At 72.8% G+C, this 24,187-nt stretch carries 23 protein-coding genes; 9 read left to right on the top strand and 14 right to left on the bottom strand.

Annotated elements, in window-relative coordinates; all coding sequences use genetic code 11:
- Positions 1-112: 112 nt before the first annotated feature.
- Positions 113-2,074, bottom strand: a complete 1,962-nt coding sequence (locus DEJ03_RS03180) for a LuxR family transcriptional regulator (protein ID WP_110863460.1) — start codon at positions 2,072-2,074, stop codon at positions 113-115.
- Positions 2,075-2,337: 263 nt separating this feature from the next.
- Between DEJ03_RS03180 and DEJ03_RS03175 the strand changes: the two genes are divergently transcribed.
- Both DEJ03_RS03175 and DEJ03_RS03170 read left to right on the top strand, forming a co-directional pair.
- Positions 2,338-3,393 carry a Dyp-type peroxidase gene (locus tag DEJ03_RS03175; protein ID WP_110863459.1) on the top strand — a complete coding sequence of 352 codons (1,056 nt, stop codon included), beginning with the start codon at positions 2,338-2,340 and terminating at the stop codon, positions 3,391-3,393.
- Positions 3,390-4,196 (top strand): family 1 encapsulin nanocompartment shell protein, encoded by an 807-nt coding sequence (locus tag DEJ03_RS03170; protein ID WP_110863458.1) that lies wholly within the window; start codon positions 3,390-3,392, stop codon positions 4,194-4,196. Before DEJ03_RS03175 ends, DEJ03_RS03170 begins: the two co-directional genes overlap by 4 nt.
- Positions 4,197-4,362: 166 nt before the next feature.
- On the opposite strand, the gene DEJ03_RS03165 is transcribed toward DEJ03_RS03170, so the two are convergent.
- The 7 genes from DEJ03_RS03165 to DEJ03_RS03135 form a co-directional block, all read right to left on the bottom strand.
- Positions 4,363-5,235, bottom strand: a complete 873-nt coding sequence (locus tag DEJ03_RS03165) for a hypothetical protein (protein WP_110863457.1) — start codon at positions 5,233-5,235, stop codon at positions 4,363-4,365.
- Between the two features lie 298 nt (positions 5,236-5,533).
- A complete protein-coding gene (locus DEJ03_RS03160; RefSeq protein ID WP_027466277.1) occupies positions 5,534-5,989 on the bottom strand; it encodes a MarR family winged helix-turn-helix transcriptional regulator in 456 nt (151 codons plus the stop codon).
- A gap of 176 nt (positions 5,990-6,165) precedes the next feature.
- Entirely contained in the window at positions 6,166-6,816 is a 651-nt protein-coding gene (locus DEJ03_RS03155; protein ID WP_110863456.1) for a GntR family transcriptional regulator, read from the bottom strand.
- Between the two features lie 196 nt (positions 6,817-7,012).
- Positions 7,013-7,480, bottom strand: coding sequence for a DUF1810 domain-containing protein (locus tag DEJ03_RS03150; RefSeq protein WP_110863455.1), 468 nt, complete (start codon positions 7,478-7,480; stop codon positions 7,013-7,015).
- The gene (locus tag DEJ03_RS03145) at positions 7,477-8,268 is read right to left on the bottom strand and encodes a YqjF family protein (RefSeq protein WP_181422584.1); all 792 of its coding nucleotides are present in this window, start codon (positions 8,266-8,268) and stop codon (positions 7,477-7,479) included. Before DEJ03_RS03145 ends, DEJ03_RS03150 begins: the two co-directional genes overlap by 4 nt.
- Positions 8,265-8,663: a hypothetical protein gene (locus tag DEJ03_RS03140; RefSeq protein WP_175330805.1), complete on the bottom strand. Its 399-nt coding sequence runs from the start codon at positions 8,661-8,663 to the stop codon at positions 8,265-8,267. The genes DEJ03_RS03145 and DEJ03_RS03140 overlap by 4 nt, the downstream gene beginning before the upstream one ends.
- A gap of 95 nt (positions 8,664-8,758) precedes the next feature.
- Positions 8,759-10,027 (bottom strand): phosphopantothenate--cysteine ligase family flavoprotein, encoded by a 1,269-nt coding sequence (locus DEJ03_RS03135; RefSeq protein WP_110863494.1) that lies wholly within the window; start codon positions 10,025-10,027, stop codon positions 8,759-8,761.
- Positions 10,028-10,091: 64 nt separating this feature from the next.
- Here DEJ03_RS03135 and DEJ03_RS03130 point away from each other — a divergent pair, with 64 nt between their 5' ends.
- Positions 10,092-10,883: an NRDE family protein gene (locus tag DEJ03_RS03130; protein WP_181422583.1), complete on the top strand. Its 792-nt coding sequence runs from the start codon at positions 10,092-10,094 to the stop codon at positions 10,881-10,883.
- Between the two features lie 162 nt (positions 10,884-11,045).
- On the opposite strand, the gene DEJ03_RS03125 is transcribed toward DEJ03_RS03130, so the two are convergent.
- Positions 11,046-11,984: an SDR family oxidoreductase gene (locus DEJ03_RS03125; RefSeq protein WP_027466280.1), complete on the bottom strand. Its 939-nt coding sequence runs from the start codon at positions 11,982-11,984 to the stop codon at positions 11,046-11,048.
- Between the two features lie 112 nt (positions 11,985-12,096).
- Between DEJ03_RS03125 and DEJ03_RS03120 the strand changes: the two genes are divergently transcribed.
- The 3 genes from DEJ03_RS03120 to DEJ03_RS17800 all read left to right on the top strand — a co-directional run bounded on the left by DEJ03_RS03120 (position 12,097) and on the right by DEJ03_RS17800 (position 14,949).
- Positions 12,097-13,206 carry an LLM class flavin-dependent oxidoreductase gene (locus tag DEJ03_RS03120; RefSeq protein WP_111233255.1) on the top strand — a complete coding sequence of 370 codons (1,110 nt, stop codon included), beginning with the start codon at positions 12,097-12,099 and terminating at the stop codon, positions 13,204-13,206.
- 207 nt (positions 13,207-13,413) lie between these two features.
- Positions 13,414-14,076, top strand: coding sequence for a hypothetical protein (locus DEJ03_RS03115; protein ID WP_110863452.1), 663 nt, complete (start codon positions 13,414-13,416; stop codon positions 14,074-14,076).
- A 381-nt stretch (positions 14,077-14,457) separates the two neighbouring features.
- A complete protein-coding gene (locus DEJ03_RS17800; RefSeq protein ID WP_181422582.1) occupies positions 14,458-14,949 on the top strand; it encodes a pyridoxamine 5'-phosphate oxidase family protein in 492 nt (163 codons plus the stop codon).
- Positions 14,950-15,044: 95 nt separating this feature from the next.
- On the opposite strand, the gene DEJ03_RS03105 is transcribed toward DEJ03_RS17800, so the two are convergent.
- Positions 15,045-16,292 carry a mannosyltransferase family protein gene (locus tag DEJ03_RS03105; protein ID WP_110863450.1) on the bottom strand — a complete coding sequence of 416 codons (1,248 nt, stop codon included), beginning with the start codon at positions 16,290-16,292 and terminating at the stop codon, positions 15,045-15,047.
- A gap of 239 nt (positions 16,293-16,531) precedes the next feature.
- Here DEJ03_RS03105 and DEJ03_RS03100 point away from each other — a divergent pair, with 239 nt between their 5' ends.
- Together DEJ03_RS03100 and DEJ03_RS03095 are read left to right on the top strand one after the other, a co-directional pair.
- Positions 16,532-17,941: an MFS transporter gene (locus tag DEJ03_RS03100; RefSeq protein WP_110863449.1), complete on the top strand. Its 1,410-nt coding sequence runs from the start codon at positions 16,532-16,534 to the stop codon at positions 17,939-17,941.
- 133 nt (positions 17,942-18,074) lie between these two features.
- Complete coding sequence (locus tag DEJ03_RS03095; protein ID WP_071405095.1) at positions 18,075-18,851, top strand: endonuclease/exonuclease/phosphatase family protein; 777 nt, start codon at positions 18,075-18,077, stop codon at positions 18,849-18,851.
- 703 nt (positions 18,852-19,554) lie between these two features.
- Here DEJ03_RS03095 and DEJ03_RS03090 read toward each other — a convergent pair.
- From DEJ03_RS03090 to DEJ03_RS03080, 3 genes are read right to left on the bottom strand one after another with little or no spacing between them, the layout of a single operon-like run.
- Positions 19,555-20,229, bottom strand: coding sequence for a methionine ABC transporter permease (locus tag DEJ03_RS03090; RefSeq protein ID WP_017888525.1), 675 nt, complete (start codon positions 20,227-20,229; stop codon positions 19,555-19,557).
- Positions 20,226-21,272: a methionine ABC transporter ATP-binding protein gene (locus tag DEJ03_RS03085; RefSeq protein ID WP_110863448.1), complete on the bottom strand. Its 1,047-nt coding sequence runs from the start codon at positions 21,270-21,272 to the stop codon at positions 20,226-20,228. The genes DEJ03_RS03090 and DEJ03_RS03085 overlap by 4 nt, the downstream gene beginning before the upstream one ends.
- Positions 21,272-22,222, bottom strand: coding sequence for a MetQ/NlpA family ABC transporter substrate-binding protein (locus tag DEJ03_RS03080; RefSeq protein WP_110863447.1), 951 nt, complete (start codon positions 22,220-22,222; stop codon positions 21,272-21,274). The genes DEJ03_RS03085 and DEJ03_RS03080 overlap by 1 nt, the downstream gene beginning before the upstream one ends.
- Before the next feature lie 177 nt (positions 22,223-22,399).
- On the opposite strand from DEJ03_RS03080, the gene DEJ03_RS03075 reads away from it, so the two are divergent.
- Complete coding sequence (locus DEJ03_RS03075; RefSeq protein ID WP_110863446.1) at positions 22,400-22,909, top strand: 2'-5' RNA ligase family protein; 510 nt, start codon at positions 22,400-22,402, stop codon at positions 22,907-22,909.
- Between the two features lie 24 nt (positions 22,910-22,933).
- Here DEJ03_RS03075 and DEJ03_RS03070 read toward each other — a convergent pair whose 3' ends face one another.
- On the bottom strand, positions 22,934-24,181 hold the full coding sequence (locus DEJ03_RS03070) for a D-arabinono-1,4-lactone oxidase (RefSeq protein WP_110863445.1): 1,248 nt from the start codon (positions 24,179-24,181) through the stop codon (positions 22,934-22,936).
- Positions 24,182-24,187: the final 6 nt, after the last annotated feature.

Here is a 24,187-nt window from a genome sequence, read left to right as displayed (position 1 = left end):
GGCGACGGGTTCCGGTGACGCTCCCGGGTCGTCCGCCCGGGGTGTCGCGGGTGACGGCGGGAGCATCCGGGGCCCACGGGGCGGACACCAGGCGAGGGTGTCCCTGACAGGGTCACGTCCGGGCGGCGTCCGTCCCGTCGCCTCCCAGTCGCAGGAGCGCATCCCGGAGTCCGGCCCGTGTCGTCACGCCGAGCTTCGGGAACAGCCGGTACAGGTGCCCGCTCACGGTGCGCGGCGAGAGGTACAGCTGCCCGGCGATCTGCTTGTTGGTCAGCCCGGCCGCGGCGAGCGACGCCACACGGCGTTCCTGTTCGCTCAGGTCGACCGCCTCCAGCGCCGTCGGCAGCGGACGGGCGGCACCGGCTGCGCGCAGCTCGCGTTCCGCGCGGGCCTGCCAGTCACCGGCACCGAGCACCTCGAAGGCGCGCGCCGCCATCCGGAACTGGCCCCGGGCCTCCAGTGCGTGCATCCCACGACGCAACCACTCGCCGTAGGCCAGGCGGACGCGGGCCACCTCGAACGGCGAGACGTCGCCGTCGACGCTGGCCAGCGCGTCCTCGAAGAGGGCGCGGGCTCCGTGCGTCTCGTCGACGACCGCTCGGCAGGCGAGCAGCACCAGGGAGCGGCGCGGGGTCGGCTGGTCGGTGAACGCCCGTTCTGCCCGGGCCACCAGCGCGGCACCGTGGTCGGCCAGGCGGAGCCGCGCAGCCGACTCCACCGCGTCGAGCAGCTCGATCGGTCCGTAGCTGCTCTCGAGCCACCGCCCCGCCCTGCCCGGTCGCGTCGCCGAGCGGCTGTAGGCCTCCTCGAACCGTCCCGTCGCGACGTCGAGCGCGGAGCGGGCGTGCTCCGCAGCCCGGGCGACCAGCGGCGTGCCGTGCTGCGCCGCCCACCGTGCTGCGCGGTCGGACTTCCGTGCCGCCTGCTCCGGCTCGCCCTGCACGGAGAGCACCAGTGCCTGCAGCGCCTCGGTCAGCGCGACGAGCGTCCCGGCCTGCCAGCGCTCGGCCGCTCGGAGCACGTGGTCGAACGCCGCCCGCGCCGCGTCGAGCCGCCCGGCCTGGTAGTGCGTCACGGCGGCACGGCACGAGCTGAAGTAGCCGAGGAGCCCGGCGTCGCCTGCTCGCCGGAGGACGGTCTCCACGTGGTCCCGGCGCGGATCCGTCGAGTCGAGCAGCGTCCACGCGATGTGCAGTGCCACGGCCTTCCACGGTTGCGTGTCGGCAGCGGATGCCTGCACCTCGCGGTACAGCGCGGCACGCTCGTGCTCGGTCCGGCCGGAGCCGTCCACGCAGTCCTCGACGAGCCGCAGCACCGGGTCGAGGTCGCGGTCGGCGGTCAGCGCCAGCGCCTCGTCCCACCAGGAGTCGTGCCCGCCCAGGTAGCAGAGCACGTGCAGCGTCGCGACCAGGACGTCGTCGGCGCCCGCCCGGTCGGACTCCCCGAGCGCGGCCAGGACGCTCCGCCTGCCGGCGTGCACGTCACCGGACCGGACCGCCCGGGCGAACTCGACCGCCGCCACCAGCGACGGATCGGGTCGGGTGCCCCGGCGGACGGCCCGTTCGGCCTCGGTGTCGACGAGACCGAAGTCGCCGGTGAAGGCCGCCGTGACCGTGACGGAGACGTCGGCCGACGGCAGCCGGGTGCCCGATCCGGCCAGGGCCCGGCCCTCGCGCACCGCGACCACCACGACCGTCCCGAGGTCCCGCGCCAGTGCGGCGAGCAGGTCGTGCAGCACGGTCCTGGCGTCCTCGTCGAGCACGTCGAAGTCCTCGACGAGCACGACGCTGCGGGTGGGTCCCGGTGCCCCGGCGTCGTGCGCCCGGACGAGGGCGAGCCACGGGGCCAGCGACGCTGCCTCGATGACGGGGTCACCGCCCACCGCACGCCACCGGACGACCGTGTGGCCGTCCGCCCGGGCGGCGTCCGTGATGTCCGCGAGCGCCCGTGCCCGGGCGGACGCGTCCGGTCCGGTGACGACCACGAAGGGATCGGTGCCGCCGGACGGCGATCGCAGCGCTCGCCCGATGCCGTCGTCGTGCGCCGGTCGTGCGTCCGAGATGCTGATCGTCATCGTCGCTCCTGGATCGTCGGTCGACTGCGCCGCCCGGGAGGCCCGTGGCGGCTGCTCCGGACGCTAGCGACGACGACGCGGTCACCACATCACCCCGTGGTCGCCCGGGCATCCCCCCTTGCGGAGCGGGTCATCCGACTCAGGCGTGACGGGGCACCGGGTGGCGATGCTCGACGGGAGACACCCCACGGCACCGAACCGCACCGTCAGGACGGCTGCGGAGGAAAGGCGGACACCATGGCCTCCGTCCACGGCGCACCCTGATGCCCGGCGCACCGGGCAGCCGCGTCCCCATCGACGCGCAGAGCGTCGACGCACCGCTGTCCCGTTCGGCGGTGTTCCTGACCCTCGACGTCGGGCCGGACGACGACGACCTCGCCGCGGTCCGCGACGTCCTCAGCGACCTCGACGGCCTGCTGAAGACGGTCGGGTTCCGCGACCTCGACGCGCACCTGTCCTGCGTCGTCGGCATCGGGGCGGTGGCGTGGGACCGGTTCTCGCCGCACGCCCGCCCGGACGCGCTGCACCCGTTCCCCGCACTGACCGGGCCGGTCCACTCGGCGCCGTCCACCGGAGGAGACCTGCTCTTCCACATCCGGGGCGAACGCACCGACGTCTGCTTCGAGTTCGAACGCCTGCTGCTCGCCGCGCTCGGGGACCACGTCACCGTGGTCGACGAGGTCAGCGGCTTCCGGTACTTCGACACCCGCGACCTGCTCGGCTTCGTGGACGGCACGGCGAACCCGGTCGCGCAGGACCTGGCTGCCTCCGCACTCGTCGGCGCGGACGACCCGGACTGGGCCGGTGGCAGCTACGTCGTCGTCCAGAAGTACCTGCACGACCTGGCGGCGTGGAACGCCCTCGGGACGGACGCGCAGGAACGCATCATCGGCCGGTCGAAGTCGGACAACGTGGAGCGTGACAGCGCCACCGAGGTCCGGCCGTCGCACAAGTCGCTCGCGACCATCGTCGACGACGACGGGGTCGAGCACGACGTCCTCCGCGACAACATGCCCTTCGGTCGACCCGGCAGCGGGGAGTACGGCACCTACTTCATCGGCTACAGCGGTGAGCTCTGGGTGCTCGAACGGATGCTGGAACGGATGTTCGTCGGCGATCCTCCCGGGACGTACGACCGGCTGCTCGACTTCTCACGTGCGATCACCGGAGCGACGTTCTTCGCCCCCGCACGCGATCGTCTGGTGGACCTCGCCGCGCTCGCGGCAGCACCGTCGCCGTCCGTGGTGGCGGCTCCCGACGCCACCGGTCCCGGTCTCGGCATCGGTTCACTCCGCAGCACGGAAGGGCACACGCCATGAACCACCTCCTCCGCGAACTCGCACCGTTCGGCGACGACACCTGGGCGGTGCTCGACGCCGAGGCCCGTGACCGGCTGGTCCTGGCGCTCGCCGCACGGCGCATCGTCGACTTCGACGGACCGCGCGGCTGGCAGTGGTCCTCGGTCGACCTCGGCCGCACCGACGCGGTGACCGGCGGGGTCGCCGACGGCATCACCGCACGGCGACGCCGGGTCCTGCCGCTCTGCGAGGTCCGTGCGACCTTCACCGTCGCGCTCGAAGAGCTCGTGGACTCCTCCCGCGGCGCCACCGACGTCGACCTGGGCGACCTCGACGCGGCCGTGCTGCGGCTCGCGGCCCACGAGAACCGGGCGACGCTGCGCGGGTGGCCGGAGGGCGGCATCACCGGGGCCGGCCACGCGTCGACCCAGCCCGCACAGTCGCACGACGGCTCGCCGGCGTCGTTCCGGGCCGCGGTCACCGCTGCGGTCGCCGCACTCCGCGACGTCGGGGTCGCCGGGCCGTACGCCCTGGCGTGCAGCCCCCGTGACTGGGCGGACATCGTCGAGACCGACGACGCCGGCACGCCCCTGCGTGAGCAGCTCGAGGGCATCACCGGCGGTCAGGTCGAGCGAGCGCCCGGCATCGACGAGTCGCTGCTGATCAGTCAGCGCGGCGGGGACTTCGTGTTCACCGTCGGCGAGGACCTGGCCCTCGGCTACCTGGGCCACGACGCCGTCGACGTCACGATGTACGTCGAGGAGACCTTCGCGTTCCGGGTGAACACCCCCGAGGCGTCCGTCGTCCTCCGCCGGTCACTCTGAGGAGCAGGCGCGACGAGCGGCGCGACGGGCGGGTCCGTTGCCCACCCGCGCAGACGTGCGCGTCGCGTGGGTGGGCTGACCGCGACCACGCAACGGACGGGAGGCCCGTGGCGGATCCGCCACGGGCCTCCCGTCCGTCTGCCGGTCGCCGTCGCGACCGCGCCGATCAGTAGAAGTTGTTCGCCTGCGAGTGCCCCCACGCCGCGCACGGGGTGCCGTACGCCGAGCTGATGTACTGCAGGCCCCAGGTGATCTGGGTGGTGGCGTTGGTGCGCCAGTCCGCGGCGATCGTGGCCATCTTCGAGCCGGGGAGCGCCTGCGGGATGCCGGTCGCGCCGCCGTTCGCGTTGACGGCCTGGTAGTTCCAGCCGGACTCCTTGGTCCACAGGTTGTCCAGGCACTGGAACTGGTCGGCACCCCAGCCGTACTCCGACGACGCGAGCGAGGTCGCCGTGGCCTTCGCACCGGCGACGGTGTTGCCGGCGGCGAGCTTCCGGGCGGCCTCCGCTGCCTCGGCGGCGGCCTTCCGCTCGGCTGTGGCCCTCGCTGCGGCTGCGGCCTTCGCGTCGACGTCCCGCTTGTCCTGCGTGGCGCTCGCCTGCGCGACGTCGGTGGCCGACGCGACCGTCGTCGAGATCCGGTTCGTCAGCGCAGCGCCGGACAGGTCCGGGTAGTCGCTCAGGGCGTCGACGCGCTGTTCGAGCGCCGAGGTGTCGACCTTGTGGTTCGCGGTCTGCATGACGGTCTTCGCCGTGGTGATCGTGGCGGCGGCCTGGGCGCGGTCGAGCGCGGTGCCGCGCAGGGCGGGCTCCGCGCTCGCCGAGGCGCTCGGAGTGCCGGTCGGCATGCCGAGGGCCTCGCCGATGGCGGGCTGCGTGCCGACGGTCAGGGCGCCACCGGCGACGGCCAGGACCGCTGCACCGCCGGCGATCAGCGTCGCGCGGTGCCGCAGGGCCCGGCGCATCCGGCGGGTGGGGGTGTTCAGGGCTTCACGTCGGGTCGAGGCCGTCGTGGTGGGGAGCTCAGGGGTGTGTCGCATCGGTTCCGCAGGTCGGCGGCTCGGTGGGGGAGGGACTCCCGCTCGCGCGACCGAGGTCGTGCGGGCACGCCGGAGGCTGGCGGTGTCGGTGACACCGTCGGCGACGACGAGGAGTCCTCGAGCCGGTGAGGACCGGACGGTGGTGTGGGGCCCGTCCGTCCGCCGGGAGCAGCCGTGGGGTGGCCGCGGTCAGGCGGAGCCGACACCATGACCGGTCAGACTGGGCAGCGCGTCCAGGAACGCTGGCAGAACGGTCCGTCCACCACTTGGTAACGGTTCGGTAACGGTCCTACGAGGCCTAGAAGGTGTGAGGTTCCTGGGCGTGCTCGCCCTGGGCGACACGCTCGAGCGCGGCCAGAGCGCCGGCGATCGCCTGGACGTCCGACTCGTCGAGCTCGGCGATGAGTTCGGCGACGATCCCGGTGCGGTTCGCGCGGGCCTGCTCGACCGCTTCGATGCCCTCCGGCGTGGCCGTCACCATGAACGCCCGGCCGTCGCGCGGGTCGGCCTCGCGCTGGATGAAGCCGCGCTGCTCGAGCTCGGTCAGGATGCGGGTCATCGTGGGCTTCGTGACCACCTCGATCCGCGACAGGTCGCCGGGGCGCAGGGGTCCGTGCCGCTGGATCGACGCGAGCGCCGACACGATGCCGTACCCGAGCGAGGCCGAGTCGGTGCGGGCCCGTCGGTTGATCCGACCGACCGCGGCGGCCAGGCGTGCGGCGACCTCGGTACGGTCCGTCGGGCGGGGGTTCATGTGCTGCTCCGGGTGCCTGGTTCAGGTGGTCGCCAGCGATGCTATCGGTCCGCGCGGCCCCGGGACTGGGAGCGTCACGCGCATGGCCGGGCCGCCGACCGGAAGGCCCGTGGAACGTCGACCGCCCGCCTCGCGTGCGCGAGACGGACGGTTCCTGTACGGGAGTACAGGTGGACTCAGTGCTTCTCGCCCGGCAGCTGGTGGATCGCCTCGGTCGCGAGCTCGGCCGTGACGTTGTCGCCGGATTCGGTCGCCGCCCGGAGTCGCCGGAAGTCCTCGGTCATCCGGTCCCAGTCGACCAGTTCGTCGAGGTTCGGCAGGCGCAACCGGAACGCCAGGCCGTCCATCGTGTCGCGGCAGACGCGCTGCAGGTTCTCGTTGCCGCACTTGGCGACGTACAGGGCGAAGACGTCGAGGGCGTCGTGGTTGACAGCGGCGACCTCGTGGGCCTCGAGCTCGGTGATCGTCTTGTCGAGCTGGGCCAGGATCTTCTTCCGGCTCGCCGAACCGAGGCGCGGGACCGCGAGCCGGACCACGCCGCCGAACAGCACGCCGAGGGTCTGCATCGCTTCGACGACCTCGGCGGGGTCCGGCGTGGTGACACGGGTGTACCGGTTCGGGGCCATCTCGATCAGGCCGGCGCGGGACAGCTGGCTCAGGGCCTCGCGGATGGGCGTCCGGGAGACGCCGAGCCACGAGATGAGCTCGTCGTCGTTCAGTCGTTCCCCGGGCAGGAGCGTGCCGTCCATGATCGCGTCGTGGATCTTGTGGCGGACGGTGTCACGGAGCAGCTGGTGCTCGGTCGGGGCGCTGCGGGGGACCGGCATGCGTTCTCCTTCGGGGGCGGCGGCGTCGGGGCGCCGGGCGAACGGGCACGGTCGACATCGCACGTGCTCGCATCACCGTACCTGATATGACAACGGCGTTGCGGTCGGCTCAGCGCGTGTCAGTGTCGACGTTCAGATGCCGGTCACGTGCGTCGTGCGTCGTGCGTCATGCGTCGTGGGTCGTGCGTCGCGTGCGTCACTCGTGTTCCGAGCGCTCTCCGAGCAAGCGGAGCGTGGCCGGGTCCTCGGCGCCGTCGTACCAGCGGTCGAGCACGGCGACGAACGGCCCCGGGTCGGCCGCGATCCGGGCGAAGAGCGTCATCGACGACCGGAGCTTCACCGCGTCGATGCCCCCGAGCAGGGCGTCGGCGGAGCGGGCGGGGGCGTCGTGTGCGACGTCGGCCGCGGTGAGCAGGCGGGGCCCGAGCGCCGGGTGCGCCAGGTAGGCGCGGGCTTCGTCCACGCCGGTGATCGCGAAGCGCACGGCCGTGGCGCTCCGCCCCAGACCGGCCAGCTGCGGGAACACGAACCACATCCAGTGCGACGACTTCCGGCCCCGGCGGAGTTCGTCGAGCGCGAGGTCGTACACGCCCTGCTGGGCCCGGACGAAGCGGTCGAGGTCGAACGGGTCGTCGGCCTGTGCGCGGGGCTGTTCGTGCGTCACCGGACGACCCCGCCCCAGCCGTACCGGACGGTCGTGCCGTCGACCACGAGCAGGGAGTCCGGCGCCCGGTCGAACAACCCCGGCATGCCGACGGCGTCGGGCAGGTCGCCCTCGAGTCGGTCGAGCGTGGCCGAACGGGTGGTGAGCACCGGGTGCTGTCGCTGCCAGAACAGGGTCTGCGCCAGGTACCGCGCGTGGATGCCGGCGCGGGTGGTGAGCTCGGAGGCCAGCGGGGTGTCGACGACCTCGCCGGCGGTCACCCGCACCGAGGCCGCGTGCTTCGGCCGCACCGCACCGGTCGGGCGTTCCTGCCGGAGCGACCGCGCCCACACCACCGGGTGCAGCGCGCGGGTCGGGTGCCGGACGGACCGGTGCGCCACCGCGTCACCGCGGCGACGGGAACGTGCGTGGGCGAACGTGTACGGCACGCCGAGCAGTGCGTGCGCGGCCACGATGGCGGGCACGTTCGCGGTGTCGACCGTGCGGTAGGTCACCCCGCGCCGCCCCTGGTCGTCCACCGTGAGGACCTCGATCGTGACCTCGGTCATGGTGCCGAGCCGCCCGGCAGAGGGGAACGGCGGTACCCGGGTCTCCCGGAACACGTACGCCGACAGCCCCACCCAGGCGCTGCCGTCGACCACGTCCGGACGGGTCCCGCGGGGCACGAGCCGCTGCAGCGACGCCGGGTCGTGCCGCCAGTGCGCGAACACGATGTCCTCCCAGGCGTGCTGGGTGACCGGGCGGTGCAGCAACGGCACCGCCGCCCGGGTCCACGACGGCTGGGTCACGGCTTCGGTGCGTGCCGACCGACGCGCATGCTCCAGAGGACCAGCGGCAGCTGCAGGGGGAGCCGCAGGACCCCGATCAGCCGCATCGCCCGGCTCGAGCGGGGATGGTCGAGCAGGTCGTTCGCCATCTTGAGGTTCGCCGGGAACACCGCCGCGAACAGCGCCGCCGCCGCCCAGCCCGAGGCTCGGCGGGTGGCGGGGAACGCGAGCCCGGCGGCGATGCCCAGCTCGGCCACCCCGGAGGCCAGCGTGGTCAGCCGCGGGGGCAGGGCCTCCGGTACGATCCGGTCGAAGTGGGTCGGGCGCAGGAAGTGCATGGTGCCCGCCGCGCCGAGGGCCACCGCCAGGATGGTGGCCGTGCGGTTGGCACGTTTGATCCGCTCACGTCGTCGCATGCGCCCCATCGTGCCCGCTCGTCCTCGGAAGCAGCCGGAGACGCTGCTCACGTCAGTGCGCATCCACGTCAGTGTGCATTCACGTCAGTGCGCATTCACGTCAGGGCGGTCGCGACGAGGTCGAGGACCGCGGTCGCCACCTCGGCCTTCGTGCCGGAGGTCTCGCGGACCACCTCGCCACCGGGCACCAGGACCTCGATCGCGTTCTCCTCGCGCTCGAAGCCGGCCGACCAGCCGACATGGTTCACGACGAGCAGGTCCGCCGGCTTCCGGCTGATCTTCGCGCGCCCGAGCTCGATCCGCGCGTCGCGGTCGGGTTCGGTCTCGGCGGCGAACCCGACGATGATCTGCCCGGTCCGCCGTGCCGCCACGAGGTCGGCGAGCACGTCCGGGTTCCGCACCAGCTCGAGCGTCATGCGCTCGCCCTGCGCGTCCTTCTTGAGCTTCTCGGTGAGCACCTCGGCGGGACGGTAGTCGGCGACGGCGGCGGTCATCACGACGACGTCCGCTTCGGTGGCGGCGGCGTGCACGGCCTCGGCGAGTTCGAGCGCGGACCCGACGGGCACCACGGTCACGTCCAGCCCGGCGGTCAGCGAGCCCTCGACGTTCGCGGCGACGAGGGTCACGGACGCGCCACGACGGACGGCGTCGGCGGCGATCGCGATGCCCTGGCGGCCGCTCGAACGGTTGCCGACGAACCGCACCGGGTCGAAGGGCTCGCGGGTGCCGCCCGCGCTGACGACGACACGGACGCCGGCCAGGTCGCCCTGTTCACCACGGGCCCCGGTGCTGGACGCGGTGCCGGTGTCCGCACTGCGGCGGCCGGCCGGTGCGGGGTGCTGGTCGAGCACGGCGAGCGCTGCGGCGACGATGTCCTCGGGCTCCGCCATCCGACCGATGCCCGCATCGTCGCCGGTGAGTGCGCCGACGACCGGGCCCACCAGGTGGACGCCGCGGTCACGCAGCGTGGCGACGTTCGCACGGGTCGCGGGGTGCTCCCACATCTGCGGGTGCATCGCCGGGGCGACCACCACGGGTGCCTCGGTCGCGAGCAGCGTCGTGCCGAGCAGGTCGCTCGCCAGGCCGTGCGCCATCCGCGCCAACGAGTCGGCGGTGGCTGGGGCGATCACGACCAGGTCGGCCCGGCGACCGAGCGCGACGTGGCGGACCTCGGCGACGTCGTCCCACACGCTCGTGGTGACGGGGTTGCGGCTGAGGGCCTCGAGCGTCGGCAGCCCGACGAAGCGCAGGGCGCCCTCGGTCGGGACGACGTGCACGTCGTGGCCGCGCTTGACCAGGTCGCGGACGACCCCGACGGCCTTGTAGGCGGCGATGCCCCCGGTGATCCCCACGATGACGGTCAGGGTGCGCTCTGCTGCTGCGTTCACCTGGCTCACGCTACCGGGGCCACGTGCGAGGATCGACGGCATGTGCACCGTCGTCGTCCGCGTCGACCCCGGGGCTGCATGGCCCGTCACCGTGCTCGCCCTGCGGGACGAGTCGCCCGAGCGCCCGTGGGACCCGCCCGCCGCCTGGTGGCCGGACCGGGACCCGGACCTCCGTGGAGTCCGTGACCGCTCCGCCGGTGGTGCGTGGCTCGCCGCGTCCGACCGAGCCGGCCTGGCCGTGGTGCTCAACCGCGCCGAGCCCGTGACGAGCATCGACGGCACGTGGACGACCCGCGGGGTGGTGCCGGTGGACGCCGTCGCCGACGACCGGCTGCCCGGACACGACGGCACGCTGCCGACCACGCGGGCCTTCAACCTGGTGCGCGCCACGGCCGAGGGCGCCTCGGTGCTGACCTGGGACGGCGAACAGGTCCGCACCACCGACCTCGGCCCCGGCGTCCACATGGTCACGCACGGTGCGGCCGACGACCCCGCGGCGCCGCGCATCGGTCGGTGGCTCGAGGCCTTCCGCGCGGTCGAAGCCCCGGCCGGCCCGCCGGTGCTCGGCCCGTTCGACGAACTCCGCGCCGTGGACTCCGGTGGCGACGCCGGCGACGGCTGGGGCGGCTGGTTCGGCGTGCTGGCGGAGTCCGCGGCGCTGCCGAGCGACCACCCCGACGCGATCCTCCGCGACGTGCACGAGGCCGAGGGACACATGACGACCCTGTCGATCGTCGCCGCGGCGATCGCGCCGGGCCGCACCGTCCTGCAGCACGCCCGCCTGACCGAACCCGGGAAGCTGGACGGGTCGGTGGAGCTGCACCGCGCCTGACGCCGGCGACGTGCCGGACCCGCCCCGGGCCTCCCGCGAGACGCCGGCGTGCCCGTTCGACGCCGCCAGGTGCGCGAGACGCCTCCGGATTCAGCGGCGTCTCGTGGAGCTGGAGGCGTCCTGGCGAGACGCCGGCGTCTTGGCGAGACGCCGGCGTATCTGCTAGAGCGGCGGGCGCGTCCCGGTGAGGTCCTCGGCGACTGCCCAGAGCGAGCGGGCGAGGTCGGCGCTCCGCGCGGACCCGGGGATCGACACGGTGGTGGTCGGACCGGTCATGCCGAACGGACCCGAGGGGCCGTAGTACGCGCCTCCTACGGCGTTCGGCCCGACGGCCGCGTAGAGCAGCGGCTCGGTGCCCTGCTCGACGGCCTGGGTGAACGGCAGGGCGCGGTTGCTCGACCGCACCGGCTTCGACCGACCGAGCGAGCGCCCTGCGGCCTGCAGGTTCGTCCGGGTGTAGCCGGGGTGGGCAGCGGTGCTGACCAGGGGTACGTCGGCCTCGACGGTCAGGCGGTGCAGGTGCAGTGCGAGCAACAGGTCGGCGAGCTTCGACTGCGCGTAGGCGCGCCAGCCGTTGTAGCCGCGCTCCCACTGCAGGTCGGCGAAGCGGATCCGGCCGGGGATCGCGGCGAGGCTCGACATCGTGACGACCCGGGGTGCCTCGGCCAGGGGACCGTCGGCGAGGGGCGTCCGCGCACGGAGCAGCGACGGCAGCAGCAGGTTCGTCAGGGCGAACGGGCCGAGGAAGTTCGTGCCGAACTGCAGCTCGAAGCCGTCGACGGTCTCGAAGCGTTCCGGCGGGGCCATCACGCCGGCGTTGTTGACCAGGACGTCGATCGGACGTTCCTCGTCGACGATGCCGCTGGCGAAGCGGCGGACGCTCGCCAGGTCGGCGAGGTCGAGTTCGCGGACCTCCACGTCGGCTGCGGGGTGGGCGGCGCGGATGCCGGCGGCGGCGGTCTCGCCCTTCTCGGTGCTACGGACGGCGAGCACGACGCTGGCGCCTGCTCCGGCGAGGCGCAGGGCGGCCTCCTGCCCGGTGCCGCTGTTGGACCCGGTGACGACGATGCGGCGTCCGGTCTGGTCGGGGAGGTTCGGCATGCGGGTGACCGTACTCGTGCGGGCTGGCCGACACCGGTCCGGGCCCGGTGCGCGCGCGCCGCCGCCGTGCTATGTTGATGCAAACGCATGGAAGTGCGACCAGGAGGACACCATGAGCAACGCATTCGGCACCGACCGTCCCTCGGACGTCCCGCCGCCCGCACCCGACCGGATCGGACCGCTGCAGCTCGGCCTCGACACCTTCGGTGACGTCACCGAGCGCGCCGACGGCAGCCTGCAGTCCGACGCGCAGAGCATCCGCGACGTCGTCGACCAGGCCGTCCTCGCCGACCAGGTCGGCGTCGACTTCATCGGCGTCGGGGAGCACCACCGAGCCGACTTCGTCGTGAGCGCCCCCGAGGTCGTCCTCGCCGCGATCGCCGCCAGCACCGAGCGCATCCGGATGGGCTCCGCGGTCACGGTGCTGTCCTCCGACGACCCCGTCCGCGTCTACGAGCGCTTCGCCACCGTCGACGCCCTGTCGAACGGCCGCGCCGAGGTCATCCTGGGTCGTGGCTCCTTCACCGAGTCGTTCCCGCTGTTCGGCTACGAGCTGAGCGACTACGAGGTCCTGTTCGAGGAGAAGCTCCAGCTCTGGGCGGCCCTGCGCGGCGGCGACGCCGTCACCTGGTCCGGCACGAAGCGCGCGGGCCTGGTCGACCAGGACGTTTTCCCGAAGCTCGAGCACGGTGCCATCCCGACCTGGATCGGTGTCGGCGGCTCCCCGCAGTCGGTCATCCGTGCCGCGTCGTACGGCCTGCCGCTGTTCCTCGCCATCATCGGCGGGCAGCCGGCCCAGTTCGCCCCGTTCTCGCGCCTGTACCGCCAGGCCCTCGCGCAGCTCGACCTGCCGCAGCAGCCCATCGCGATGCACTCGCCGGGCTTCGTGGCCGCCACTGACGAAGAGGCCGCCGAGCGCTACTGGCCGTACCACAAGGCCGTCACCGACCAGCTCGGCCGGGAGCGCGGCTGGCCGCCCCTCGACGTCGCCGGGTACCGTGCGAGCCTGTCGGCCGGCGGTTCGCTCTACGTCGGCTCGCCGGAGACCGTCGCCCGGAAGGTCGCGCGCAACATGCGGATCCTCGGCGCCTCGCGCTTCGACATGCGGTACGCGACGGGTCGTCTGCCGCACGCCGACATGATGCGCTCGATCGAGCTCTACGGCACCGAGGTCGCACCCCGCGTGCGCGAGCTGCTGGCGCAGCCCGTCCCCGTCGCCTGACGGTCGCTGGCCCGTCCGGGGTCCGGTCCGGTTCGGTCCGCAAGACACCGGTGTTCGCGCTCCACACCACCCTTCACGGGTGTTCGGAGCGTGGACACCGGTGTTTTGCGTTCAGGTTCCGTCTGGCACGGGCGCGCGGGCAACGGCCGGGAGGCCCGGGGCGGGCGCCGAGATCGGCTCACGGGGGCCGCGGGTACGGTCCAGGGCATGTCGTCACGCCCCGACCACGCCTCCGGTCCCGCTGCTGGTCACGCCTCCGACTCCGTCGTCGAACGCCGGTTCCGCGGCCGGATCATGGGCGTCGGCACCATCTCGGGCGTCCGGATCGTCGTCGGCATGTGGGACCGCTCGCCGTTCGGGCCGTTCACGGACGTGTTCCTCGAACTCCCCGACGGCACCAGCGTGCTGCTCGCACCCGACGAGATCGTCGCCGCGTACGTCTCCGGCACCTACCGCTTCGACACCGTCTCGGTCGTCGACGTCCGGGCCCGCCGCACGGCCAGCGGCCTCGAGCTGTCCGCCGGGGCACTGCAGGCCTCGATCGACGTCGGCGGCATCTCGCCGCTCGGCCGGATCCTGCGCATCGTCCCGAAGCCGATCGCCCGCGACCCGCGCTGGCTCGCCGCGATCGACCCCGTGGCACGGCTGCTCGCGCCCGGGTCCGGGACCGCGGGCTCGGCGGGCAACGGTCGCCGCGAGTACTACGGTGTGACCGGGGCGCACGACGTCACCGGCGTGCGGGGGACCTGGGCGGGGGAGCCGCTCGGGGACCTGGCGCCGCTCGACCCGCCCGTGGCGTTCGGCTTCGCCTCGATGCCGAAGATCCCCCAGGTCGTCGACGTCGAGACCACGATCCGCGAACCCGCCTGACGCCGGCTGGCCCGCCCACGGTGCCGCCCGTCGGTTCCGTTCGTGCGCATGTTCCGACGATCCGCGCGTCGATCGACTCGTGTCCGGTCGCTCGATGCACACGCATCCGGTGCGTGTGCATGCAACGACGTTCCACCTGTCGATCGACGCGTGTGGTGTCGCTTCCTGCACACGCATGCACGGCTCGGAGGCCGGCGCGCGCCGGGCGGGGGCGGCGTGGCGGGCGTGCACCGGGCCTCCAGGCCGACCGCGACCGGACCACGTCGACGCGCCGGGCTGACGCGTCCAGCGCCGGAGGGGCACACTGGTCGGAACGGTACGGCCCCGAGCACCGACGGTCGCACGTCGAGCGGAGCGGGGCGCATGACGCAAAGGAGCACCATGACCGACACACAGACGGAGCAGCGCGCCGCCATCTCGGACATCGTCCACGGCGCCCACACGGCCCTGCTCACCACGGTGAGCGAGGACGGGAACCTGCACGCCAGGCCCCTCGCGGTGCAGGACAAGACGTTCCACGGGACCCTGCGGTTCCTGGTGCAGGACGGCAGCGAGAAGGTCGAGGACATCGCGCGGAACCCGCACGTCAACGTCTCGATCGAGTCGCAGGGCGGGTACCTGTCCATCGCCGGGACCGCGACCGTGACCCAGGACGAATCGGTCGTCGACGAGCTCTGGTCGCCGTTCGCCGAGGCCTGGTTCCCCGAGGGCCGCCAGGACCCGTCGATCCGACTGCTGACGGTCGAGGGGGTCTCGGTCGAGTACTGGACCCAGGACACCGGGCCGGTCGGCAGCCTGGTGCAGATGTTCAAGGCGGCGCTCGGCAAGCAGAGCCAGCCGGACACCGGCGACCACGGCACGATCGAGCTCTGAGGCGAGACGCCCGACGCGCGACGCCGTCGTCCTGTCCGGACGGCGGCGTCGCGTCATGTCGGGGCGCGTGCCTGCGAGTACTCCGCGTCAGCCGCTCACGGAGGGCCGAGCAGCCACAGCACCGCGACCAGCACCGGCTGCCCGGCCAACGCGGCCGTCACGAAGGTCCACCGCATCCAGGGCTTCGCGACCAGCTCGGGCGACCCGAACAGCGGCGCGAGCGGCATGAGCAGCCGCGGGGTCGAGGCCATCGGCAGCGACACCGCGAAGATGTACAGCGCGTACGCGGCCGAGTACAGCACCGTCGTGGGCCCGAGCCGCAGCGTCGAGCGGCGGAGCAGCCAGATCGGGTACGCGACGAGCAGGAACACCACGATCAGGATCCCGCCCACGCCGAGCCAGCGGCCCGCGATGAGGAACCACGGCGTCAGCGGCACGAAGTCCACGCGGCCGATGAAGTTCACCCACCAGGACATCTCGGTCTCCAGGTAGGCGTTCGGTGTCCCGGTGGCGTGCGAGGCGATCACCGGCCAGGCGAGCCCCGCGAGGACCATGGTCAGCCCCGCGGCGACGACCCGGACCTGCTCGCGCAGCGGGAAGCCCTCGAGCACCCGGCCGGTCTCGCGCCGTGCACGGACCCACCGCACGAGTGCGACGACGCCGAGCACGAGCGGGATCGCCAGGGCACCGGGGCGGGTGAAGGCCGCGGCGACGCCGAGTGCCGTCAGGAGCCCGTAGCGCCGACGCTCCAGGGCGAGCAGCGCCCCGAACGACAGCGCGAGGAACATGCTCTCCGCGTACCCGACCTGCAGCAGGAACGACAGCGGACCGCAGCTGAAGAAGAAGACCGCCCACATCGCGGCGGCGTGCCCAGCGCGGTCCCGCACCAGGCGGTGCAGCAGGTAGGTGGCGAGCAGTCCGGCGACGATCGCGACGAGCGGTGCGCCGAGTTCGAACGGCACCCCGGTCGAGGCGGTCAGCGCCCGGATCGCGAAGGGGAACGCCGGCAGGAAGGCCCAGGCGTTCTGCGCGACGTTGCCGGCGGCGTCGAGCGGCAGCGCGTCCGGGTACCCGTGCAGCGAGATCTGCTCGTAGTACTGCCCGTCCCAGGCCACCAGGAAGGCGCCGAACCCGTGCTCGTTGCCCCAGATCGCGTTGCCCGGCAGTGCACGACCGATGAGCGGGTACGCGAGCGCGAGCCACAGGGTCGACAGGACCCGGCCGCCCGTCCAGACGAGCAGGACCGCCGCCCACGCCGGCAACGAGGCAACGGTGTCCAGGACACGTCGTCGACCGCTGGCCGTGCCCGCGGCGACCACACCGGCGCTGTCGGTGCGGCTCACGCGCGAGTTCCTCGGCGTTCGGGTGGTCGGGTCGGCACCCGGCCAGGGTAGTCGGCCCGAGCATGAGGATCGCCCGGAACTGCGCCTGGAGGCCCGTCCCGCGTCATGTGCGCTGCGTCGCGCCCGGTGGGTGGCGGGTGCGGCGTCCGGTGGGCGGTCGGTGCCGCACCCGGTGTCCCGTCCGGTGGGCGGCCCGTCCGTGACGGCGCGGACGTCCGCGGGCATAGTCTCGGTGGGCGATGACGACGACGGCGACGACACCCAGACGACGGACGCGCAGCACGGCGGTCGCCGTGCTGGTGGCCGGGACCTTCTTCATGGAGCTCCTGGACGGCACGATCCTGGCGACCGCCGCCCCGGCCATGGGGCGTGACCTCGGGGTCGACTCCGCCGCGGTGGGCGTGACGATCACCGCGTACCTCGTGACCCTCGCGGTGTTCATCCCGGTGTCCGGCTGGCTCACCGACCGGATCGGTTCCCGGACCGTCTTCGCCGGTGCCATCGCGCTGTTCACGATCGCGTCGGCCCTGTGCGCGCTGTCCACCGGGCTGGTCGAGCTGACGCTGTGGCGCATCCTGCAGGGGCTCGGTGGGGCGCTCATGGTGCCCGTCGGCCGGCTCGTCGTGCTCCGGAGCGCCGGGCGCGAACAACTCGTCACCGCCATCGCCATCCTGACCTGGCCGGCCCTCGCCGCACCGATCATCGCGCCGTTCATCGGCGGCGTGCTCGTCGAGACGCTGTCGTGGCACTGGATCTTCCTCATCAACATCCCGCTCGGCGTCGTCGCCTTCATCGCCGCCCTGGTGCTCGTGCCGCAGGAGCGTGCGGCGCAGCGGGTGCCGTTCGACTGGTTCGGGTCGCTGCTCGCCTGCGTCGGGCTCGGCTCGCTCGTGGTCATGGCGTCCTTGCTCGCGCTCGACGTCGTGCCGGTCACCGCGGTCGTCGTCTCCGGCATCCTCGGCGCGGTGTGCTGCTGGCTCGCGATCCGGCACTTCCGCCGGGCTCCGCACCCGATCATGGGGCTCGACGCGTTCCGGCTCGAGACCTTCCGGGTGTCGCACGCCGGCGGCGGCCTGTTCCGCCTGGCGGTGTCCGCGGTGCCGTTCGTGCTCCCGCTGCTGTTCCAGGACGCCTGGGGTTGGAGCGCCGTGCTCGCCGGGTCCGCCGTGCTGTGGGTGTTCGTCGGCAACCTCGGCATCAAGCCGATGACGACCCCGTTCCTCCGTTGGTTCGGCTACCGCCCGGTGATCGTCGTGTCGTCGGCCGTCGCCGCGCTGACCGTGGTCGCGATGGCGTTCATGACCGAGGACACCCCGTTCTGGCTGCTCGCCGTCCTGCTCGTCGTCAGTGGTGCCGCCCGCTCCGTGGGCTTCACGGCGTACAACACCATCGCCTTCGCCGACGTCGAGCAGGCCGACATGACCCCCGCGAACACGCTGTCGTCGACGCTGCAGCAGACCGCCGCGGGCTTCGGTGTCGCCGTCGCCGCCGTGGTCATCCGCGCGGCCTCCGGGCTGGGCGGCGACGGGCCGTACGCGGCCGCGTTCTGGGTCATCGCCGCCCTGCTCGTGGTCGCCTGCGTGGAGGGCATCCTGATGAGTCGCACAGCGGGCGACACCGTCCGCCCGGTCCGCCGTGTCCGCGCCTGATCCCGCCGCTGTCCGTTTCCGTCACGGTCACACGGACGAAACCCGGCAGGCGTTACAGTCTCAGCAACCGTCCGCGGTACCCGAGTACGGTGACCGCGGCAGGGTGACCGGAACACCCGGACAGGAAGGCAGCATGGCCGCGCCAGAGCAGCAGAGCACGATCGCATCAGAGCAGACCGTGCAGCCCACGCAGCTCCGTGTCGTCAGTTACAACCTCCGCGAGCACACCGCGAACAGCGAGCTCGCCGCACTGGCCGAGGCGTCCGACGCCGACGTCCTGTGCGTGCAGGAGTGCGACAGCAACGACCTCGCACCGTCGATCGGCGGCCTCTCGCTCGCCGCGTCGACCCGCACCAACCGACTCGGGCTCGCGATCTACAAGCGCGACGACCGCTTCGAGGTGCAGGACTTCAGCATCCACTCGCTGCAGAAGTCGCTGCACGACCGGGTCCTCGCACCCGCGCACGAACGGCTCATCGCGATGCACCTGCGCGACACCGAGGCCGATGCCGAGGTCGTCGTCGCCTCGTTCCACGCCTCACCGCTGACCGCGACGAACTCCCTGCGCCGCAAGCAGATCGAGGCCGCGCACCAGTTCCTGCGCGAACTTGCGAAGGACGTCCCCGCGGTCATGGTCGGCGACTTCAACTACCCGTGGTTCCAGACGAACCTGCGCCGCAAGATCGAGCAGGGCGGGTTCGCGTTGTCGCTGTCCGACCAGCCGACGTACCTGCGCTACCGCAAGTTCACGGGCCACTTCGACTTCGCGACGAGCGTCGGCTTGCACATCGCGGGCGTCGAGACCCTGCCGGCCGGCATCTCCGACCACCGCCCGATCCTGGTCCGTGCCCACTACGAGCACCCCGGCGAGACCGGCGCCGTCACCACCGTCGAGGCTCCCGCCGCCTGACACGCGTCGGCGGCCGCTCGTGCCGGCCGCCGAGGTCGCACGACATGCCGCGTGCGCATCGCCGAGTGGTCGCGAATTGTCGGTTGCGGGGGCGTCGGGCGACGGTTCGTGCGACCTCGGCGGAGGTGAGCGGGGAGTCGTGACCGCTCGGCAGGGGGCCGTCGGGCGCGTCGGCGGTGCGTGCCGAGGTTGCACGACGTGCCGCGTGCGCGCCGCCGAGTGGTCGCAAACTGTCGGTTGCGGAGACGCCAGCCGACACTTCGTGCGACCTCGGCGGAAGTGGGCGGGGAGTCGTGACCGCTCGGCGGTGGGCCGTCGGGAGCGTCGGCGGTGCGTGCCGAGGTCGCACGACAGGCCGCGTGCGCGCCGCCGAGTGGTCGCAAACTGTCGGTTGCGGGGGCGCCGGGCGACGGTTCGTGCGACCTCGGCAGAGGTGAGCGGGGAGTCGTGACCGCTCGGCAGCCCGTGTCGAGGTCGCACGACGTGCCGTGTGCGCGGCCCCGAGTGGTCCCGAACTGTCGGTTGCGGGGGCGTCGGGCGACGGTGCGTGCGACCTCGGCGGAGATGAGCGGGGAGTCGTGACCGCTCGGCGCACGACGCTGGGCGCGTCCGTCGGGGCGGCGACGCACCGGAGGCCCGGTGCCGGTCTCGTGGACCGGCACCGGGCCTCCAGGCGGTTGCCCTCAGAACCCGCGAGCCCGCGTCAGCGACGCAGCGTTGCCCGCGCCAAGCGGTTGCCGATGAACTGGCCGAGCTGCACGATGACGACGATCGCCGCCACCGAGACGTAGACCACCCACCAGTCGTAGCGCTGCGAGCCGTAGGTGATCGCGTACTCGCCGAGTCCGCCGCCACCGATCAGCGCACCCTGCGCCGTCATGTCGACGATGCCGATGTAGATGAACGTGTAGCCGAGGATCAGGGGGCCGAGACCCTCGGGGATGAGCACGGTCAGCAGGATCGAGACCGGGTGCGCACCCGAGGCCCGAGCAGCCTCGACGACGCCTGGGTCGACCGACAGCAGGTTCTGCTCGACGATCCGGGACACCGCGAAGGCCGCGGCCAACGAGATCGCGAAGGTGACCGCGGGGACACCGATCGTGGTCTGCACGACGACCCGCGACAGCGGCGCGATCGCGGCGAGGAAGATCACGAACGGGATCGGGCGGATCAGGTTCACGAACACGTTGAGCACCGTGTACGCGGTGCGGTTGCCGAGGACGTTGCCCGGCCGGGTCGCGTAGAGCAGCAGGCCGAGCGCGAGGCCGATGACCCCGGCGATGACCAGCGAGATCAGCGACATCACGATGGTGTCGCGGATCGCGGCGAGGAAGACGTCGAACGTGTCGATCACGCTCTGGAACGAGTTGTTGTTCACGCGGCGGCCTCCTCGTCGGTCGTGACGCCGTCGGCGCGGAGTGCGGCGATCGCGCGATCGATGGCGTCGGGCTCGGCGCCGGGCGCGCTCAGTTCGTAGGTGAGCGACCCGATCCGACGCTCCCGGATCTCGCCGACCCCGCCGTAGACGAGTTCGGCGGTGACCCCGGCGGCGCGGAACGCGGCGTCGATGCGGTTCTGCAGCCCGGCCTCGTCGGTGATCTGCACCGTGACGAGCCGACCCGGGTGGCGGTCCCGCAGGCGCCGGAGCGTCTCGGGGGAGGGCCGGTCGTGCAGCGCGGTGCGGACGAAGCGCTGCGCGGCACCGGTCTTCGGCGTCGAGAACACGTCGTAGACGTCCCCGACCTCGACGACCCGCCCCTGCTCCATCACGGCGACCCGGTCGGCGATCTGCCGGACCGCGTCCATCTCGTGCGTGATCACGATGATGGTGACGCCGAGCTCCCGGTTGACGCGGCGGAGCAGCGCGAGCACCTCGGAGGTGGTCTCCGGGTCGAGGGCGCTGGTCGCCTCGTCGGCGAGCAGCAGGTCGGGCGACGCGGCGAGGGCGCGGGCGATGCCGACGCGCTGCTTCTGCCCGCCGGACAGCTGCTCCGGGTAGGCGTGGGCGCGCTCGAGCAGGCCCACGAAGTCGAGCAGCTCGGCGACGCGACGGTTCCGCTCGGCCTTCGGCACGCCTGCGACCTTGAGCGGGTACGCGACGTTGCCGGCGATCGTGCGGGACCGGAACAGGTTGAACTGCTGGAAGATCATCCCGATGTTGCGACGCGCCAGACGGCGGTCCCGCTCGGGGATCGCCGTCAGTTCGCGGCCCGCGACGGTCACCGTGCCGGAACTCGGCAGTTCCAGCGCGTTGACCAGGCGGACCAGGGTGGACTTGCCGGCACCGGAGTACCCGATGACGCCGAGGACCTCTCCCTGGTGCACGTCCAGGGAGACGTCCTCGACGGCCACCACGGTCTCGCCGGTGTCGGCGCGGCGGTAGTGCTTCGAGACGCCGCGGAGTTCGACGAGGACCGGCACTACTGCTTGGCCGCCTTCGCGTCCTGCTCGACCTGGGCGAGCTCGTCCTGCAGCTTCGAGGCGCTCTCGTCGCGGGCGACGGCCTCGGGCAGGTCCTTCGCGAAGGCCTTCTGCACGGCGTCGTCCTGGAACAGCTCCGCCAGGTCGAGGTAGGTCTTGTTGCCCTTGTCCTCGTCGCGGACGGCGAAGACGTTCACGTACGGGGCGGCGCTCGCACTCGAGGGGTCGTCCTGGTAGATCGCGTCCGAGATCGGCAGGCCGGCGGCGGTGGCGAAGTTGTTGTTCACGACGGCGGCGGCGACGGAGCCCTGCTGCAGCGCGTTCGCGGTCTGCGAGGCGTCGAGGGGCTGGACGTCGACCTTCTTCGTCTCGATGTCGTCCGCGGTGGAGAACGCCGAGCCGCCGTCCTTCAGGGTGATCAGGTCGGCCGCCTGCAGGATCAGGAGCGCACGGGCCTGGTTGATGGAGTCGTTCGGGATCGCGACCTTGGCGTTCGCGGGCAGCTCGGACGGCTTGTCGTACTTCGTCGCGTAGAGCGGCAGCGGGTAGACGGCGGTCGAACCGATCGGCTGCAGGTCGTCGTTCGAGGTGACGTTGTAGTCCGCCAGGTACTGGATGTGCTGGAACTGGTTGATGTCCAGCTGACCGTCCTTGAGGGCGGGGTTCGGCAGCGAGTAGTCCGAGAAGTTCGTCAGCTTGACGGTGACGTTGAGCTTGTCCTTCGCGAGCTTCGTGTACGTGCTCCAGTAGCCGAGCGACTTGTCCGCGACACCGATCGTGACGGTCTTCGGGGCGGCGTCACCGGCGGCACCGGCGTCGTTGCTCCCGGAGCGGAGGGCGCCGACGACGACGGCGACGACGATCGCCACGACGACGATCGCGGCGGCGACGATCCAGCCGATCGGGCGCTTGCCCTTCGGCTTCTCGGGCAGTGCGGGGGCTGCGGACATGCTGGTGCTCCTCGTGGGCAGTGCGTGTGGGGGAGCCGCGGTGGTCCGCGGCGTGGAGACGAGTGTGACGTGCGGTCCACCCCCGGTGCGAGTTCCGTTCCGTCGTGTTACGCAGCACTCGACCCGTGCCGCCTGCGTGGGAGCACGCGTCCCGACACGACTTGGTTGACTCGGATCGTGCGCAGCATCGAACTCGTCCTCGGCCCGGAGTCGGACGCCGCCGTGCGGTCCGCCTGGCAGGCCCTGATCGACGCCGACCTGCCGAGCCTCGGTCGGCACCCGTCGCCGTCGAACGCCCCGCACGTCACCCTGGCCGCCGGGGACACGCTGCCCGTGCCGGCCGGGTTCCGCACGTCGGTCCCGACCGCGATCCGGCTCGGCGGGCTCCTGCTCTTCCCCGCGGGTGCCGGTCGGTCGGTCCTCGTGCGCGCGGTGGTCCTCGACGCGGCGCTCACGACCTTCCACGGCGAGGTGCACACGGTCGCGCCCGGCGGCGTCGAGACGTCGGTGCCCGGGCACTGGTCGCCGCACGTCACGCTGGCCCGCCGGGTGCGTGACGAGGACCTGCCGCGCGCCGTCGCTGCGCTGCGCGCCGTGCCGCTGCCGGAGACGCTCGACGTCGGCGGCGTCCGGCACTGGGACGGCGAGACGCGGACGATCACGCCGCTCGCGTTCACCACCGGCTAGCGGGGCACGGCCTGGAGGCCCGGCTCAGGTCCCGAGCACGCGCTCGCCGAACGCGGATGCGAACGTCCGCTCCGGGTCGGCCCGGGCGACGAGGTCGCGGAAGTCCGCCAGCCGCGGGTACAGCCCGGCGATCGCCGCGTGGTCGAGGGAGCTCATCTTGCCCCAGTGTGGTCGGCCGTCGAAGGCTGCGAGCCGGGACTCCAGGTCGGGCAGGATCGCGGCGACCTCGGTCGGGTGCTTCTTCCAGGTGAACGCGATGCAGAGGACGTCCTCGCCCTGGGTCGGGCTGAGCCAGAGGTCGTCCGCGGCCATCGTCCGGAGTTCGCAGACGTGCAGGTGCGGCTGGATCCGGTCGGCGAGCCCCCGGAGCGCGTCGAGAGCGGCCGCCGCGTGCCGGAGCGGGACGAAGTGCTCGCTCTGCACCTCGGACCCGTGGCTCGGGACGGACCCGATCGGGAAGTGCGGCAGGCGGTCCCACCACGGTCCGACCGAGCCGTCGCGCGCGGTCCGGCGGTCGTCGCCGGGGGTGCCGGGCAGGCGGCGTGCGCCGGCCAGCGCTTCGGGCACCGGCACGTCCTCGGCGCCGTCGGGCACGCGCGACTTCACCAGGACCTCGGTGATCGCATCGCCGAACACGGTGTAGGCGCACACCGAGTACGCGGCGGCGTGCACGTCAGCGACGTTCGCCGTGAAGGTGTCCCAGGGGATCGCGCCGTAGACGTCCTGACGCATCCCGTAGGACGGTTCCACGTCGAGGGTCACCCGGGTCACGATGCCGAGCAGTCCGAGGTGCAGCACGGCACCGTCGAACGCGGGGTCCGTCCGGTCGATCGTCCGGGCGGAGCCGTCCGGACCGAGCACCTCGAACGCGCGCACCGCGGTGGCGAGCGAGCCCAGTGCCGTACCGGAACCGTGGGTGCCGGTCGCGACCGCACCCCCGACGGAGATGTGCGGCAGGGACCCCGTGTTGTGCAGGGCGAACCCGGCACGGTCGATGTCGGCCGCGACGTCGCCGTACCGGGTGCCGGCTCCGAGGGTCACGGTGCGGTGCTCGGCGTCGACGACCAGGTCGGTGGGGACGCCGGTCAGGTCGAGCAGGGTGCCTGCGGTGTCGGCGACGTCGTTGAACGAGTGCCGGGTGCCGAGGCCGTGCACCCGATCGGCGTCGGCCACGACCTGGGCGGCCTCGTCGGTCGACGACGGGCGGACGACCCGTTCGGCCGTGTACGTGACCGTGCCGGACCAGTTGAGCTCGCTCGTCGTCGACCGCATGGCGCC

The organism is Curtobacterium sp. MCLR17_043 (assembly GCF_003224215.1).
Lineage (GTDB): Bacteria > Actinomycetota > Actinomycetes > Actinomycetales > Microbacteriaceae > Curtobacterium > Curtobacterium flaccumfaciens.
Note: the sequence above shows the minus strand (reverse complement) of the source record. Positions and strands in the feature narration are given on the sequence as shown.